The organism is Paraburkholderia megapolitana (assembly GCF_007556815.1).
GTDB classification, from domain to species: Bacteria; Pseudomonadota; Gammaproteobacteria; order Burkholderiales; family Burkholderiaceae; genus Paraburkholderia; species Paraburkholderia megapolitana.
On sequence record NZ_CP041745.1, the window covers coordinates 3852250 to 3867549 of the forward strand.

Annotated in this window: 13 protein-coding genes; all 13 read right to left on the reverse strand. The window is 62.2% G+C overall.

All coding sequences use genetic code 11. From position 1 onward, the window contains the following. Positions 1 to 64: 64 nt before the first annotated feature. Entirely contained in the window at positions 65 to 2500 is a 2436-nt protein-coding gene (locus FNZ07_RS30525) for a 3-hydroxyacyl-CoA dehydrogenase/enoyl-CoA hydratase family protein (RefSeq protein WP_091011029.1), read from the reverse strand. 207 nt (positions 2501 to 2707) lie between these two features. After that, a complete protein-coding gene (locus FNZ07_RS30530) occupies positions 2708 to 4495 on the reverse strand; it encodes an acyl-CoA dehydrogenase C-terminal domain-containing protein (RefSeq protein ID WP_091011028.1) in 1788 nt (595 codons plus the stop codon). A 103-nt stretch (positions 4496 to 4598) separates the two neighbouring features. Next, complete coding sequence (locus FNZ07_RS30535; protein WP_091011027.1) at positions 4599 to 5198, reverse strand: TetR/AcrR family transcriptional regulator; 600 nt, start codon at positions 5196 to 5198, stop codon at positions 4599 to 4601. 207 nt (positions 5199 to 5405) lie between these two features. After that, positions 5406 to 6677: a cardiolipin synthase ClsB gene (gene clsB, locus FNZ07_RS30540; protein WP_091011026.1), complete on the reverse strand. Its 1272-nt coding sequence runs from the start codon at positions 6675 to 6677 to the stop codon at positions 5406 to 5408. Continuing rightward, positions 6674 to 7198 carry a dihydroneopterin triphosphate diphosphatase gene (nudB, locus tag FNZ07_RS30545; RefSeq protein WP_170275863.1) on the reverse strand — a complete coding sequence of 175 codons (525 nt, stop codon included), beginning with the start codon at positions 7196 to 7198 and terminating at the stop codon, positions 6674 to 6676. Before nudB ends, clsB begins: the two co-directional genes overlap by 4 nt. Positions 7199 to 7322: 124 nt before the next feature. Continuing rightward, positions 7323 to 9125, reverse strand: a complete 1803-nt coding sequence (gene aspS / locus FNZ07_RS30550; protein WP_091011024.1) for an aspartate--tRNA ligase — start codon at positions 9123 to 9125, stop codon at positions 7323 to 7325. Positions 9126 to 9188: 63 nt separating this feature from the next. After that, entirely contained in the window at positions 9189 to 9848 is a 660-nt protein-coding gene (locus FNZ07_RS30555) for a DUF502 domain-containing protein (protein WP_091011023.1), read from the reverse strand. Positions 9849 to 9917: 69 nt separating this feature from the next. Beyond that, positions 9918 to 10319 carry an FmdB family zinc ribbon protein gene (locus FNZ07_RS30560; RefSeq protein WP_091011022.1) on the reverse strand — a complete coding sequence of 134 codons (402 nt, stop codon included), beginning with the start codon at positions 10317 to 10319 and terminating at the stop codon, positions 9918 to 9920. A 154-nt stretch (positions 10320 to 10473) separates the two neighbouring features. After that, positions 10474 to 11115 carry a methyltransferase domain-containing protein gene (locus tag FNZ07_RS30565; protein ID WP_091011021.1) on the reverse strand — a complete coding sequence of 214 codons (642 nt, stop codon included), beginning with the start codon at positions 11113 to 11115 and terminating at the stop codon, positions 10474 to 10476. A gap of 30 nt (positions 11116 to 11145) precedes the next feature. Beyond that, positions 11146 to 12723 carry a ubiquinone biosynthesis regulatory protein kinase UbiB gene (ubiB, locus tag FNZ07_RS30570; protein ID WP_091011020.1) on the reverse strand — a complete coding sequence of 526 codons (1578 nt, stop codon included), beginning with the start codon at positions 12721 to 12723 and terminating at the stop codon, positions 11146 to 11148. A gap of 14 nt (positions 12724 to 12737) precedes the next feature. Then, the gene (locus FNZ07_RS30575; protein ID WP_091011019.1) at positions 12738 to 13382 is read right to left on the reverse strand and encodes a ubiquinone biosynthesis accessory factor UbiJ; all 645 of its coding nucleotides are present in this window, start codon (positions 13380 to 13382) and stop codon (positions 12738 to 12740) included. Positions 13383 to 13504: 122 nt separating this feature from the next. Then, positions 13505 to 14494, reverse strand: coding sequence for a Tim44 domain-containing protein (locus FNZ07_RS30580; RefSeq protein ID WP_091011018.1), 990 nt, complete (start codon positions 14492 to 14494; stop codon positions 13505 to 13507). A 35-nt stretch (positions 14495 to 14529) separates the two neighbouring features. Next, positions 14530 to 15261: a bifunctional demethylmenaquinone methyltransferase/2-methoxy-6-polyprenyl-1,4-benzoquinol methylase UbiE gene (gene ubiE / locus FNZ07_RS30585; protein ID WP_091011017.1), complete on the reverse strand. Its 732-nt coding sequence runs from the start codon at positions 15259 to 15261 to the stop codon at positions 14530 to 14532. Positions 15262 to 15300: the final 39 nt, after the last annotated feature.

The window sequence follows — 15300 nt, forward strand, 5'->3', positions numbered from 1 at the left end:
TTCGCGCCTTGGCACTTACTCCTACCTCATGCGTAGGGTTGCTTTGTTCGCTCGCTCAGTCAGGTCAGTTGCGAACCGGCTTACCGGTCTGCAGCATGCCCATGATCCGTTCCTGTGTCTTCTGCGTACCGAGCAGATCCACGAAGGCGCGGCGCTCAAGAGTCAGCAACCACTCTTCGTCGACGAGGCTGCCCGCTTCGACATCGCCGCCGCACACCGCTTCCGCGATGCGGCTCGCGATCAGGAAATCGTGATCGCTGATGAAGCGGCCGTCGCGCATGTTGACGAGCGATGCCTTGATCGTCGAGATCGCCGAGCGTCCGGCCACCGGCACCTGCGTGACACGCAGCGGCGCACGGTAACCCGCGGCGGACAACGCACGCGCTTCCTTCTTCGCGATGTCGAGCAGTTCGAACACGTTGAAGACGATCGTGTCGGTGGGCTTCAGATAACCCATCGCACGCGCATCGAGTGCCGACGACGAAACCTTCGCCATCGCCGCGTTTTCAAACGACTTCTGTACGAACTTCAGCAGATCGTTCGTCGCACCGGCCGCGCTCGCCGCCTCGGCTGCACGCAGCGCTGCTTCCTTCAGACCGCCGCCGGCCGGCACGAGACCGACACCGACTTCGACGAGGCCGAAATAACTCTCGATGTGCGCAACACGCTTCGCGCTATGCAGCGCCAGTTCGCAACCACCGCCGAGCGCAATGCCTGACACCGCGGCAATAACCGGCACATTCGCGTATTTCACGCGCAGCATGCCGTGCTGGAATTTCTTCACGAACGGGTCGATGCCTTTCGCGCCGCCCATCATGAACGCGGGCATCGCTTCTTCGAGGTTCGCACCGGCCGAGAACGGACCGCCCGGCGTGCCGAGCTTCAGCGAAGTCGGTTGCCACACAACAAGACCCTTGAACTCCTTCTCCGCGAGTTCGATCGCCTGCGTGAGGCCATCGATCACACCCGGGCCAATCGTGTTCATCTTGCTCTTGAACGAGACGATCAGCACATCGTCTTCGCCAGCACGATCATCGACCCATGCACGCACATGATCGGTTTCGAACTGAGTCTTGCCGTAGGTCTTCGGATCGGCACCCGTCTCGCCGACGAGCGGCGCGCGGAACACCTGGCGGTCGTAGATCGACAGCGACGAACGCGGCACGAACGACTTCGCAGCCGGCGACCACGAACCTTCGGCGGTATGCACGCCGCCCTTCTCCGCAACCGCGCCTTCGAGCACCCACGCAGGCAGCGGCACATTTGCGAGCGCCTTACCCGCCGAGATGTCTTCCTGCACCCACTCGGCAACCTGCTTCCAGCCGGCGGTCTGCCAGCCTTCGAACGGACCTTCGTTCCAGCCGAAGCCCCAGCGGATAGCGAGATCGACATCACGTGCGTTGTCGGCGATCGACTCGAGATGCACGGCGATGTAGTGATACACGTCGCGGAAGATCGACCACAGGAACTGCGCCTGCGGATGCTCCGACTCGCGCAGCAGCTTCAGCCGCTCGGCCGCCGGACGCTTGAGAATCCGGCCGACCAGCTCATCCGCCTTCGCGCCGCCGTCGACATAGGTGCCGGTCTTCGGATCGAGCACCTTGATGGCTTTGCCTTCCTTCTTGTAGAAGCCGCCGCCGGTCTTCTGACCAAGCGCGCCCTTCTTCACGAGTTCGGCGAGTACGGCAGGCGTCTCGTAGACCGGGAAGAACGGATCGTCGGTGAGGTTGTCCTGCATCGTCTTGATGACGTGAGCCATCGTGTCGAGACCGACCACATCGGCGGTGCGGAACGTTGCCGATTTCGCGCGACCGAGACGGCTGCCCGTCAGATCGTCGACTTCGTCGAAGCGCAGACCGAACTTCGCGGCCTCGGTGATCACCGCGAGGATCGAGAAGATACCGACGCGGTTAGCGATGAAGTTCGGCGTGTCTTTCGCTCGCACGACGCCCTTGCCGACGACGCTCGTCAGGAAGGTTTCGAGCTGATCGAGAATCTCGGGCCGTGTGTGGGTGGTCGGGATCAGTTCGACCAGATGCATGTAGCGCGGCGGATTGAAGAAGTGCACGCCGCAAAAACGCGCTTTCAGTTCGTCCGAAAAGCCTTGCGACAGTTCGGTGATCGACAGACCCGACGTGTTGCTCGCGAAGATCGCGTTCGGCGCGAGATGCGGCGACACTTTCTTGTACAGGTCGTGCTTCCAGTCCATCCGTTCGGCGATCGCTTCGATCACGACGTCGCATTCCGCGAGCTTCTCGATGTCGTCGTCGTAGTTCGCGGGCTGGATGTACTGCGCGTCGTCCTTGACGCCGAACGGCGCCGGCGACAGCTTCTTCAGATTCTCGATCGCCTTCAGCGCGATCGCGTTCTTCGGGCCTTCTTTGGCCGGCAGATCGAAAAGGAGCACCGGCACCTTGGCGTTGATCAGGTGCGCAGCGATCTGCGCGCCCATCACGCCGGCGCCGAGCACGGCTACCTTGCGAATGATCAGATTGCTCACGTCGTTCCTCCAGCGGAATTTGCAAATGGAGCGGATTGGGTGGTCGGGTCGGCTGCTGCTACGGATGAGCGTCGAAGCGGACTATCTGTGGTTCGTTACGATGTGTCGTTGTTTCGCGATGCCGTCGCGGCGTTGCGCCGCGAGCGAGTACCGTTAGCAGTTGTAGCGGGCGCCGCGCGGCCTACGCACGGCACCCGCACTGCTCGCTTAAAACAGCGCTTCGTCGACTTCCATCAGCGTCTTCGAACCCGCGCGCGCCGCACGGATCGTCGATGCCGTTTCAGGCAACAACCGGGCGAAATAGAAGCGCGCCGTAGCAAGCTTCGCCTTGTAGAACGGATCGCCAGATGCCTGCTTGTCGAGCGCGATGCGCGCCATGCGTGCCCAGAAGTACGAGAACACCAGGTGGCCAACGGTGCGCAGATACGGCACAGCGGCAGCGCCGACTTCATCCTGGTTCTGCATCGCCTTCATGCCGATTTCCATCGTCAGCTTCTGCACCTTGTCGCCGATATCCGCGAGCGGATTGATGAATTCCTGCATCGCCGGATTCACGCCTTCGGCTTCGACGAAATCGGTGACGAGCTTGCCGAAGCGCTTCAGCTTCGCGCCCATGTCGCCGAGCACCTTGCGGCCCAGCAGGTCGAGCGATTGAATCGAGTTCGTGCCTTCGTAGATCATGTTGATCCGCGCGTCGCGCACGTATTGCTCCATGCCCCATTCGGTGATGAAGCCGTGACCGCCGTAGATCTGCATCGCGTGATTCGTGCCTTCGAACGCGTTGTCCGACAGGAACGCTTTCAGGATCGGCGTGAGCAGCGCGACGAGATCGGCGGCTTCCTTGCGGACCGCTTCGTCGCTATGCGAGAACTCTTTGTCGATGTGCAGCGCGGACCAGTACGAGAATGCGCGTGCGCCTTCTGCGTAGGCCTTTTGCGTGAGCAGCATACGACGCACGTCCGGATGCACGATGATCGGATCCGCTGCCTTTTCGGGCGCTTTCGGGCCGGTCAGCGAACGCATCTGCAGACGTTCCTTCGCGTACACGAGCGAGTTCTGATACGCGATCTCGGTGAGGCCGAGACTTTGCATGCCGACACCCAGACGCGCGGCATTCATCATCACGAACATCGCGTTCAGGCCTTTGTTCGGCTCACCGACGAGCCAGCCCTTCGCATTGTCGAGATTGATCACGCAGGTTGCGTTGGCGTGAATGCCCATCTTGTGTTCGATCGAACCGCACTTCACACCGTTACGCTCGCCCGGTTCGCCGCTTGCATCCGGAACGAACTTCGGCACGATGAAGAGCGAGATGCCCTTCGTGCCTTGCGGTGCATCCGGCAGTCGCGCGAGCACGAGGTGAACGATGTTCTCCGCGAGATCGTGTTCGCCGCTCGAGATAAAGATTTTCGTGCCGCTGATCGCGTACGAGCCGTCGCCGTTCGGTTCGGCCTTGGTACGCAGGATGCCGAGATCGGTGCCGCAATGCGGTTCGGTCAGGCACATCGTGCCGGTCCAGACACCCGATACGAGCTTCGGCAGATAGACCTTCTGCTGGTCGGGCGTGCCGTGCTCGTGCAGACATTCGTACGCGCCATGCGAGAGGCCGGGGTACATCGTCCACGCCTGATTCGCCGAGTTCAGCATTTCATACAGCGCGTTGTTGACGAACGCGGGCAGCCCCTGGCCGCCGTATTCCGGATCGCAACCGAGCGCAGGCCAGCCGGCCTCGACGTACTGCTGATACGCTTCCTTGAAGCCCTTCGGCGTGGTGACGACGCCGTCGCCCAGGTAGGTGCAGCCTTCGCGATCGCCGCTCTGGTTGAGCGGGAACAGCACCTCGGAGCAGAACTTGCCAGCCTCTTCGAGTACCTGGTTGATCGTGTCCGCGTCGAGATCCGCGTGCTTCGGCATCTGCTTGATCTCGGCTTCGACGTTGAGCAGCTCGTGCAACACGAATTGCATGTCGCGCAGCGGCGCGGCGTACTGTCCCATGACTCTCTCCAATCCAAAGGTGTTGACTTAAGCTCGGCTGTCAGCGCAGCCCCGGGTGTGGGGTTGCCGGCGTCGTCGAACCCGATGGACCGGGCCGGCTACGCTAACGACTTTCGCTTTGATACGAAACAATCAGTTTTTCCAGCGCGGCCCACGTGAGACGCACCGCATCCGGCAGATGCAGGAAACGCGCGTCGTGATGTAGACCGAGCGAGAAGCTGTACAGTTCGAAGAGCATCAGTTGCGGATCGGTATCCGCGCGCAGATGTCCTTCTTCCATCGATTGCGAAATGGCCCGCATCATCGCGGCACGCCACATCGTGACGCTCAACACCAGTTGCTCGCGCACCTGGCTGTCCGCGCGGTCGTCGTACTCGACTGCACCGCTGATATAGATGCAGCCAGTCGTGACTTCCTGAATGCGTTTTTCGATCCAGCGCGACAGCATCGCGCGTAGACGCGGCAGCCCGCGCGGCTCGCGCAGACTCGGGAAAAACACCTCGTCTTCGAAACGACGGTGATATTCGCGCACGACCTCAACCTGCAGATCCTCACGCGACCCGAAATGCGCGAACACGCCGCTCTTGCTCATCTGCATGCGCTCGGCCAGCAACCCAATCGTCAGACCTTCTAGTCCGTCGCGGCTTGCCAGATCGAGTGCTGCATCGAGAATCGCTACTCGCGTTTGTTCGCCTTTTCGCATAGCTCTTTTACCGTTCCGGTATGACCAAAATAAAATCGAACGGCCGTACTATTATTGGGTGCGACCGCCCGCGAAACAAGGACTTTATTAGAAACCGGTTTCTAACCGGACTCCAATTCTGCGGCATACGCCCACTGGGGACTGAGCGATTTTTTAGAGCCGTTTGCCTTCTTTGCTGGCCCTGTGCCGATGTAGCAGTGCGCAGCGCTAATCGTAACCACCTACGGTAAGCAGTTTCATGACTGCCCGATACGCTGTGTAAGCGAGCCAGTTGATGAGCCGCTCGCCCGCCGGACGGGCCTCGTAGCGCGCAAGGTCGATACGGCGCGCGTCGCGGAAGGCTAAAAGAATTGCATTGCGCAATTCGTCGATTTCCCTATGTTGCACCAGCATCACATTCGCTTCGTTGTTGAGCACGAGACTCAATGCGTCGAGATTCGACGACCCGACCGTCGCCCAGTTCGAATCGACCACCGCGACCTTGCCGTGCAGCATGGTCTTTTCATATTCGGCGATCTTCACGCCGGCTTTCAGCAGCGAGCGATACAGGAAGGGCACCGCGTAATCGAGTGCAGCGAATTCCTTGCGACCGATTACGAGCCGCACATCGATACCGCGCCGCGCCGCAAACACTAACGCACGACGCAGCTTGCGACCGGGCATGAAGTACGGATTGGCGAGCAGCACTTCGGTGCGTGCCTGGCCGATTGCGGTGAGGTAGGCCTTTTCGATCGCCCGACGATTGATCAGGTTATCGCGTGCGATGAATGCCACGTAGGGTTCAGCCGCGCTGCGCAGATCCGGACGCCGCGCATGACTACTGGTGCGCAGGCGCGCGCGGCGCAGGCTGCGGTGATCGTCGGGTGAAGGCGTGAGGTCGGGACGCAGCGATTCCGCGGTGCGATGTCCGCTGCGAATCCGCTGCCACTGCTGTTCGAATGCGTCGCGCACATCGGCGACCACCGGCCCATGCAGTTCGACCGCGAAGTCCCAGCGCGAATACGGCAGACGCGTGCCGTTCTGGTCGAAGTCGTCGACGATGTTGATGCCACCGCAGAACGCGTAGGTATCGTCGACGGCCGCCAGCTTGCGATGCGTGCGCGAAAAACCGAAGCGGCCGAACAGATGCGGATTGTAGATCCGGTGTTCGATGCCGGCTTGCGGCCAGTCGTTGAACATTGGCAGGCGCGCAGTACCGATGCCGTCGGTAATGACACGTACCCGCACGCCACGCGAAGCAGCGCGCTTTAATGCATCCGCGACGGCAAGACCGGCTTCGTCGTCGCTGAAGATGTAGGTTTCGAGCGCGACGTCGTGAGTTGCCGCGTCGATACGGGCGATCAACGCACCGAAGAAGTCGTCCCCGGAGCAGAACAGCCGCACATCGTTGCCGGCGGTAAAGCGGTATTTCGACCAGTAGCGCCGCTTGAACAGGCTCTGCCGAAGCCGCGCGAAACGCCGTACGCCGCCTGCGCTCATCGCTGACGCTCGTCGCGGCGCGCGTAGAGCCGCCAGGGCAGTTGCAGGATCGCTTCACGGTTCGATGGCGAGAAGCAGCGCGCTGCTGCTTCCTGATACGGCAGCCACTCGTAGGCCGTGTGTTCGCGAGGTGCGAGCTTGACGTCCATGCAATACGGCACCCGCAGGCTGAACCAGTGCTCGGTGTTACGCGTGACACCCTCCGCATAGCGATGACGCCACACCGGATAGATGTCGTATTCGATCTGATGCTGCCAGTCGAGCAGCGCGCCGCGCGGCACCTCGTCGCTACCGATCACGATGCCGGTCTCTTCTGCGACTTCGCGCACGGCCGTCTGCGCGAGCGGTTCATCCTGGCTGTCTTTGGAACCGGTCACCGATTGCCAGAAGGCCCCATGGTCCGCCCGTTCGATGATCAGCACATCGAGCTCGGGCGTGTAGATGACGACAAGAACGGATTCTGGAATCTTCGGCGGTTTCGGCATGGTGATCGGACGGGACACGTGGGACGCACGATGCATGTCGGGCAGCGGACGCTACGGCGACTGTAACGCAAAAAGCAGAAAAGGCGCGTGACGCGCCTTTTCATTCCATCGAGCAAGCAGTGCTGGCCGTATTCGATCGCGGCCGCCAAGCCTACTGCACCTATTGCGCCTTTTGCTCCGGCTGACGCAGACGGATGTGCAACTCGCGCAGCTGGCGCTCGTCGACTTCGCTCGGCGCCTGCGTGAGCAGGTCCTGCGCACGTTGCGTCTTCGGGAAGGCGATTACGTCGCGAATCGAATCGGCGCCGGCCATCATCGTGACGATGCGGTCGAGGCCGAATGCGATCCCACCGTGCGGCGGCGCGCCGTATTGCAACGCGTCGAGCAGGAAGCCGAACTTCGCACGCGCTTCATCCGGACCGATCTTCAACGCACGGAACACCTTGCTCTGCACTTCCTCGCGGTGAATCCGTACCGAGCCGCCGCCGATTTCCCAGCCGTTCAGCACGATGTCGTAAGCCTTCGCGAGGCAACGCGCCGGGTCGGTCTCGAGATACTCGAGGTGCTCGTCCTTCGGCGACGTGAACGGATGGTGCGCGGCGACGTAGCGGTTGTCCTCTTCGTCGTATTCGAACATCGGGAAGTCGATCACCCACAGCGGCTGCCAGCCGCTTTCGACGAGACCGTTCGCCTTGCCGAATTCCGAATGACCGATCTTCAGGCGCAGTGCGCCGAGGCTGTCGTTGACGACCTTCGCGCGGTCAGCGGCGAAGAACACGATGTCGCCGTCTTCTGCACCGGTACGCTCGAGAATCGCAGCGATCGATGCGTCGTGCAGGTTCTTCACGATCGGGCTTTGCAGGCCATCACGGCCCTTCGCGACTTCGTTGACCTTGATCCACGCGAGACCCTTCGCACCGTAGATGCGCACGAATTCCGTGTAGCTGTCGATGTCGCCGCGCGAAAGCTCGCTGCCCTTCGGCACGCGCAGCGCCGCGACGCGACCGTCCTTCGTGTTGGCCGGCGTGCTGAACACCTTGAAGTCGACGTCTTTCATGACGTCGGTCAGTTCGGTGAATTCGAGCTTCACGCGCAGGTCCGGCTTGTCCGAACCGAAGCGTTGCATCGCTTCCGAGTACTTCATCACCGGGAACGTCGACGCGAGTTCGACACCGATCGTTTCCTTGAACACGTGGCGTGTCATGTCCTCGAACAGGTCGCGAATCTCCTGCTCGCCGAGGAACGACGTTTCGCAATCGATCTGCGTGAATTCCGGCTGACGGTCGGCGCGCAGGTCTTCGTCGCGGAAGCACTTGACGATCTGGTAGTAGCGATCGAAGTTCGCGACCATCAGCAGCTGCTTGAAGAGCTGCGGCGACTGCGGCAATGCGAAGAACTGACCCGGGTTGGTACGCGACGGCACGAGGTAATCGCGTGCGCCTTCCGGCGTGCTCTTCGTGAGCATCGGTGTTTCGATATCGATGAAACCGCGTGCGTCGAGATACTTGCGCACTTCCATCGCGACGCGATAGCGCAGACGCAGGTTGTGCTGCATCTGCGGACGGCGCAGATCGAGCACGCGGTGCGTAAGACGCGTGGTTTCCGACAGGTTATCGTCGTCGAGCTGGAACGGCGGCGTAACCGATGCGTTCAGCACGGTCAGCTCGTGACACAGCACTTCGATCTTGCCGCTCGTGAGACCCGCGTTAGCGGTGCCTTCCGGGCGGTTGCGCACCAGACCCTTCACTTGCACGCAGAATTCGTTGCGCACGCCTTCGGCGGTCTTGAACATGTCGGCACGATCCGGATCGCACACGACCTGGACGAGACCTTCGCGATCGCGCAGATCGATGAAGATGACGCCGCCATGATCGCGCCGGCGTTGCACCCAGCCGCACAGCGACACGGTTTGGCCCAGCAGGTGTTCGGTCACCAGACCGCAGTATTCAGATCTCATCGACATGATGTTCGTCTTTCGTTTTGCATTAGTTGAACGGCGCGCATCCGCGAACGGCGCGCGCCGGCATTACAGCGGAGGCTCGATGACGCTGCTGCGACGCGGCTGCGCCGGCTGCGGCGCGGACGGCGCGACCACGCCCATCGAAACGATGTACTTCAATGCCGCGTCGACCGTCATATCGAGTTCGACGACTTCGCTCTTCGGCAACATCAGGAAGAAACCAGACGTCGGATTCGGCGTAGTCGGCACATACACGCTGACGTGATCTTCCTTCAGGTGATTGACGACGTCGCCGCCCGGGATACCGGTCAGAAACGCGATCGTGTACGAGCCTTTGCGCGGATATTCGATCAGCAGCGCCTTGCGGAATGCATTGCCGTTGCTCGACAGCAGCGTGTCCGATACCTGCTTGACGCTCGTGTAGATCGGCCCGACCACCGGAATGTGGCGCACCAGCAGTTCCCACCACTTCACGAGCTTCTGGCCGATGAAGTTCTGCGTGAACAGCCCGACGATGAAGATGAACGCCAGCGTCAGCAACGCGCCGAGACCGGGCAGACGGAAGCCGAGCGCGCGCTCCGGCTGCCACGCTTCGGGCAGCAGCAACAGCGTCTGGTCCATCGTACCGATGATGAGGCCGAGCACCCACAGCGTGATGGCGAGAGGTACCAGCACCAGCAGGCCGGTCAGGAACACCGATTTGAGCGTCGTTTTCTTCGTCGTCATGTGTACCGCCAGAGAGCCTGCCCGGCGAGGCCGGGTTCGGCATGTATGCCGCCGCGCAGGCGGCAAGCCTTATGTACTGCCACTGCCCTTGCTGCCCGCACTGCTTGCTGCAGCGGCGGCCGGTGCTGCAGCAGGCGCCGCTGCCGTATTCGCGGATGCGCCCGATGTCTCGGAAGCACCCGATGAAGTGCCCGTATCGGCCTTGTCGCTGGTGCCTTTCGCGGCGGCTGCATCGCCGTCCGATGCGGCATTCGCACCGGTGGCCGTTCCGTTTGTCTTCGCCGTGTTACCGCCACGGAAATCCGTGACGTACCAGCCCGAGCCTTTCAGCTGGAAGCCGGCGGCAGTCACCTGCTTGCGGAAGGTGGATTTCCCGCACTCGGGACAGTCAGTCAGCGGCGCGTCGCTCATCTTCTGAAGGACATCCTTCGCGAAGCCGCATGACTCGCAACGATAAGCGTAGATCGGCATGTTTCTTTCCCTGCGGAATTCTTGAAAACGCTTGCAAAGCCTTGAATTATAGCCGCAAAAGGTTTCCCGCCTCCGGTTTTCGGGAACGGTCGGTCAATACGCGGCCAGCGCGGCGCTTGCCGCCTCAAGTGCGGGCGACGACAGGGAAATTCAATCAAACCTGGCGAGAATCGCGGCGACGCCACGTCAGCCAGCGCTCACGGCCCGCGAAGAAGGGGATCGAATCGGCAACCGGTTCGTCTTCGATCAGCTCGAAGTGCTGCGCGAGCAATGCGTCTAGTTCGGCCCGGTCAATGCCGAACGGCGGCCCTTTAGGCTCCATACCGAAGAAAAAGAACCCTGCCAGAAAGCCGCCCGGTGGGAGCAGACGGGCCATCTGTTGCGCATAGTCGGCGCGGCGCGCGACCGGTAAGGCGCATAGAAATGCGCGCTCGTAAATCCAGCCGGGCGTAAACGGCGGCTGGTAAGCGAAGAAATCGGCCTGTTCGACGACGTTGCCGTGTAAGCCAAGCTGCGCGCGCGCCGTATCGACGGCGGCCGGCGCGAAATCGATGGCGCGTACCTGTTGGCCGCGGTTCGCGAGCCATAGCGCTTCCCAGGCACTGCCGCAGCCGGGAATCAGCACCGCCGTGTCGGTGTGCCGGGTGGCAAACGACTGAAATGCGGCCGGCACCCCCGCCTGGTCCCAGGGCGTGAAGCCGTGCTCGAAGCGTTCGTCCCAGAAATCGGGCGAATTGGGATCGCGGGTCGCAAAGGTGGGCACGGCTGGCACGTCGGGGCGAGATGGTTCGGTCATGAAGAAACTCCGTCGAATCCGGCGATCACATCAACCGCCGTAGGCCAATGCAATCCAGGTGCGCGCGAGCACCGCGCCGACACCCACCGCAATACCGAAGATCAGCAGGCCTTGCAGCAACCGGTTCGTGCGCTTCTGCTCGAGCAGGATCTGCCGGACCATGTCGTCGTTCGGGCCGCGCTGGGCTTCGTGGCGTTCGGCCAGCATGTGGTGGATCAGGCGCGGCAACTGCGGCAGCGTCTTGCTCCATTGCGGCGCTTCGATCTTCAGACGTTCGTACCAGCCTCGCAGACCGATCTGCTCGTTCATCCAGCGTTCGAGATACGGCTTCGCGGTCTTCCACAAGTCGAGCTCGGGGTCGAGCGAGCGGCCGAGTCCTTCGACGTTGAGCATGGTCTTCTGCAGCAGCACGAGTTGCGGCTGGATCTCGACGTTGAAGCGGCGCGACGTCGAGAAGAGCCGCATCAGCACCTGTCCCAGCGAGATGTCCTTCAACGCACGGTCGAAGTACGGCTCGCAAACGGCGCGGATCGCGCTTTCCAGCTCTTCGACGCGTGTGGTAGGCGGCACCCAGCCGGATTCCAGATGCAGCGTGGCAACCCGGTGATAGTCGCGCTTGAAGAACGCGAGGAAGTTCTGCGCGAGGTAGTTCTTGTCGAAGTCCGACAGCGCACCGATGATGCCGAAATCAAGCGCGATATAACGCCCGAAATGCGCAGGGTCGAGACTGACCTGGATGTTGCCGGGGTGCATATCCGCATGGAAAAAACCGTCGCGGAACACCTGCGTGAAGAAGATCTCGACGCCTTCGCGCGCGAGCTTCGGAATGTCGACACCCGCCGCACGCAGCGTCTCGACCTGGCTGATCGGCACACCGACCATGCGCTCCATCACGAGCACGGTGGGCGTGCAGAACTCCCAGTACATCTCAGGCACGAGCAGCAGATCGAGCCCCGCGAAGTTGCGCCGCAACTGGCTGCCGTTGGCCGCCTCACGCATCAGGTCGAGTTCGTCGTGCAGGTACTTGTCGAACTCCGCGACGACTTCGCGCGGCTTGAGCCGCTTGCCGTCGGCCCACAGACGCTCGGCCCAGATCGCGATGTCACGCAGCAGCGCGAGGTCGGAATCGATCACCGGAAGCATGTTCGGGCGCAGCACTTTCACCGCGACCGGTTTGCCCGCGTGCTGGCCCGCTTTGACCTTTGCGAAATGGACCTGCGCGATCGACGCGCTCGCCACCGGCGTCCGCTCGAATTCGTCGAATAGCACGCTGACCGGTGCGCCCAGCGATTTCTCGACCAGACCGATCGCCACATCGGAATCGAACGGCGGTACCTGGTCCTGCAGCTTGGCGAGTTCGTTGGCGACATCGACGGGCAGCAGGTCGCGCCGTGTCGACAGCACCTGCCCGAACTTCACGAAAATCGGCCCGAGACTTTCAAGCGCCAGACGCAGCCGCACACCGCGTGGCTCGTCGAAATGCCGGCCGATCGTCGTCACCCGCAGCAGCAACCGCACGCGGCGGTCGTTGACGCGGCTCAGCATCATCTCGTCGAGACCGAAGCGGATGACCGTAAAAAATATCTTGAGGAAACGCAGAAAACGCATGGTGAGCCCGATGACTAGCGCGTGCCGCGCGACTTGGCGGCGCCGCCCGGCGCAGACGCGCCGTGGGCTTCGACCTGCTGTTCCAGACGCTCGACACGCTTCTCGGCTCTTGCCAGCGTGTCGCGGGTGCGCGCGAGTTCGGCGTTGAAATCGTCGAGCGCCGCGCGCCGGACCAGTTGCGGCTGCTCATCGAGCAGATACTCCGCCACCGAATCGACGAGGTTGCGCCCCGTACGCAGCGCATGATCGCCAACCGAGCGCGCAAGCGTCGCCACACGCCACGCCGGGCCATCGCCGATCAACCGCGCCAGATCCTCTTCCGGCTCCCAGCGCAGATGCTCGGCCAGCTTCGCGATCGCCGTAGCAAACTCCGCGTCGCCCTCGATCTTCACGTGCTTCATCACCGCGGCCTGACCGCCCTGGACAAACGCCGGCAATGCATCGCCGGCTACCGTCACCGAGACGTCGAACTGTTGCGCTTCGCTCTCGTCGACCGCGACGAGATATCCGTCCGGCTGCACCAGCAGGATCATCGAGACGGGCGGACAGGACAGCCGGGCAGTCTTGCCGGCGTAAGGAGCGAGGCGCTCGCGAGCCCACGATTCACGGGCGAGCAGATGGTTGACGGCAGCAGCGAAGGGCTTGGCGGCGAGGGTCATCGGCAGTGGAAAGAAAAACCCGCGCCAGCGATGTGCCAGCGCGGGTTCCTATTGTAACGTCCGTTCGCTTTCAGCCTTGCTATGCCGAACGGCCGGACGAGGCCCGCTTCAGCGGGCCTGCATCAATGCTCGGCGACTTGCTGGATACCCGCGAGCAGCCAGCCTTCGCCGGAACGCGTCGACTTCGACAGGTTCCACACTTCGACGAACGGTTCGGCGGCGGCACCCGCCGTCTCGCGAATCAGCCCCGAGAAACGCACGCTGGCGAAATATTCGTCGCTGCGCTCTTCGACGCCGAGCAGATCGGCGTTCAACTGGACCACATCGGTCTGGTTTGCCTGCGAGCCGCGCGAATCCAGGTCCACCTTCACTTCGGCGAACATTTCGGGCGTGGTGAATTCGCGGATGTCGGCCATGTTGCCGCTATCCCATGCGGCCTGCAGCCGCACGAAGTAGACCTTGGCATTGCGCAGGAACGTCTCGGAATCGAAATCCACCGGCACGGCCGCGGTCGTTGCAATGCTGGGGGCGGACTGCGTCCCGAACGAGCCGATCTGTTGCACCGGCGCGTTATAGCGCGGTTCCTGCGTATAGCCGGTACCGCCCGCATTCAACGACGGCGCGCCGCCTGCGTAGGCCGGCGTTGCGGTGTCGCGCTTGCGGTTCATGAAGCGGCGGATCAGCCAGATAGCGAGCATCGCGATGGCGGCGATTACGAGGAAATTCGCCATGGCGCCGGCGAATGCTTCGCCCAGACCGAAATGGGACAGCAACGCGGCAATCCCGAGACCTGCGGCGAGACCGGCGATCGGTCCGAGCCAGCGCGAACGGTTAGGCGCTGCGGCCGGTGTGGGTTGGGCACCGCGCTGTGCCTGGGCGGCTTGCCCCGACTGCTGCATCGGCTGGCCGGGCTGCGCGGGCGGTGTCGCCTGACGCTGCGTAACCGTCGACGACTGGCGGCCGATGCTACGGCTGCCGCCCATGCGACGTGCCTCGGCATCGAGCGAAGCAAACGTTCCAGCGACGATCAGACCGACCATCGCGAACGTGCCAATTCGCTTCGCCCAAGATGATGAAAGCTTTTTGGAAGGTAACGAACGCGCGTCAGACATGATAAAAATCCTTTTAAGACAATGGGATATGGGTGCTAATACTTTGTCCCCACGTGTAAGGCTACCACGCCAGCTGACAAATTGTAATATTTGACGCCATCGAGGCCAGCTTGTTCCATCATCGTCTTCAAAGTTTCCTGGTCCGGGTGCATCCGGATCGATTCCGCCAGATAGCGGTAGCTCTCGGCGTCCTTCGCGAAGCGCTCGCCGAGCCACGGCAGCACCTTGAACGAATAGACGTCGTAAGCCTTCTTGAGCGGGTCCCACACTTTCGAGAATTCCAGCACCAGCAGGCGGCCAGCCGGCTTCAGCACGCGCTGCATTTCCGCGAGCGCGCCGTCTTTATGCGTCATGTTGCGCAACCCGAACGCCACGGTGACCACGTCGAAGTAGTTGTCCGGGAACGGAATTTTTTCCGCGTCGCACAACAGCGCCGGTGTGATCACGCCCTTGTCGAGCAACCGGTCGCGGCCAACGCGCAGCATCGACTCATTGATATCGGTGAGCCAGACCTCGCCGGTCGGGCCGGCCTGTTTTGCGAACGCCTTCGACAGATCGCCCGTACCGCCGGCAATGTCGAGTACCCGGAAACCCGGCCGTACCGCCGCCTGCGAGATCGTGAAAGCCTTCCACGCCCGGTGCAGTCCGCCCGACATCAGGTCGTTCATCAGGTCGTAGTTGGAGGCAACGGAGTGGAACACGCCCGCCACCTTCTTCGCCTTGTCCTGTTCGTCGACTGTCTGGAAGCCGAAGTGGGTTTTGCTCATCGCGCTCGTTCCTTTCGCGTATTCTCGATTGTTGCGCCG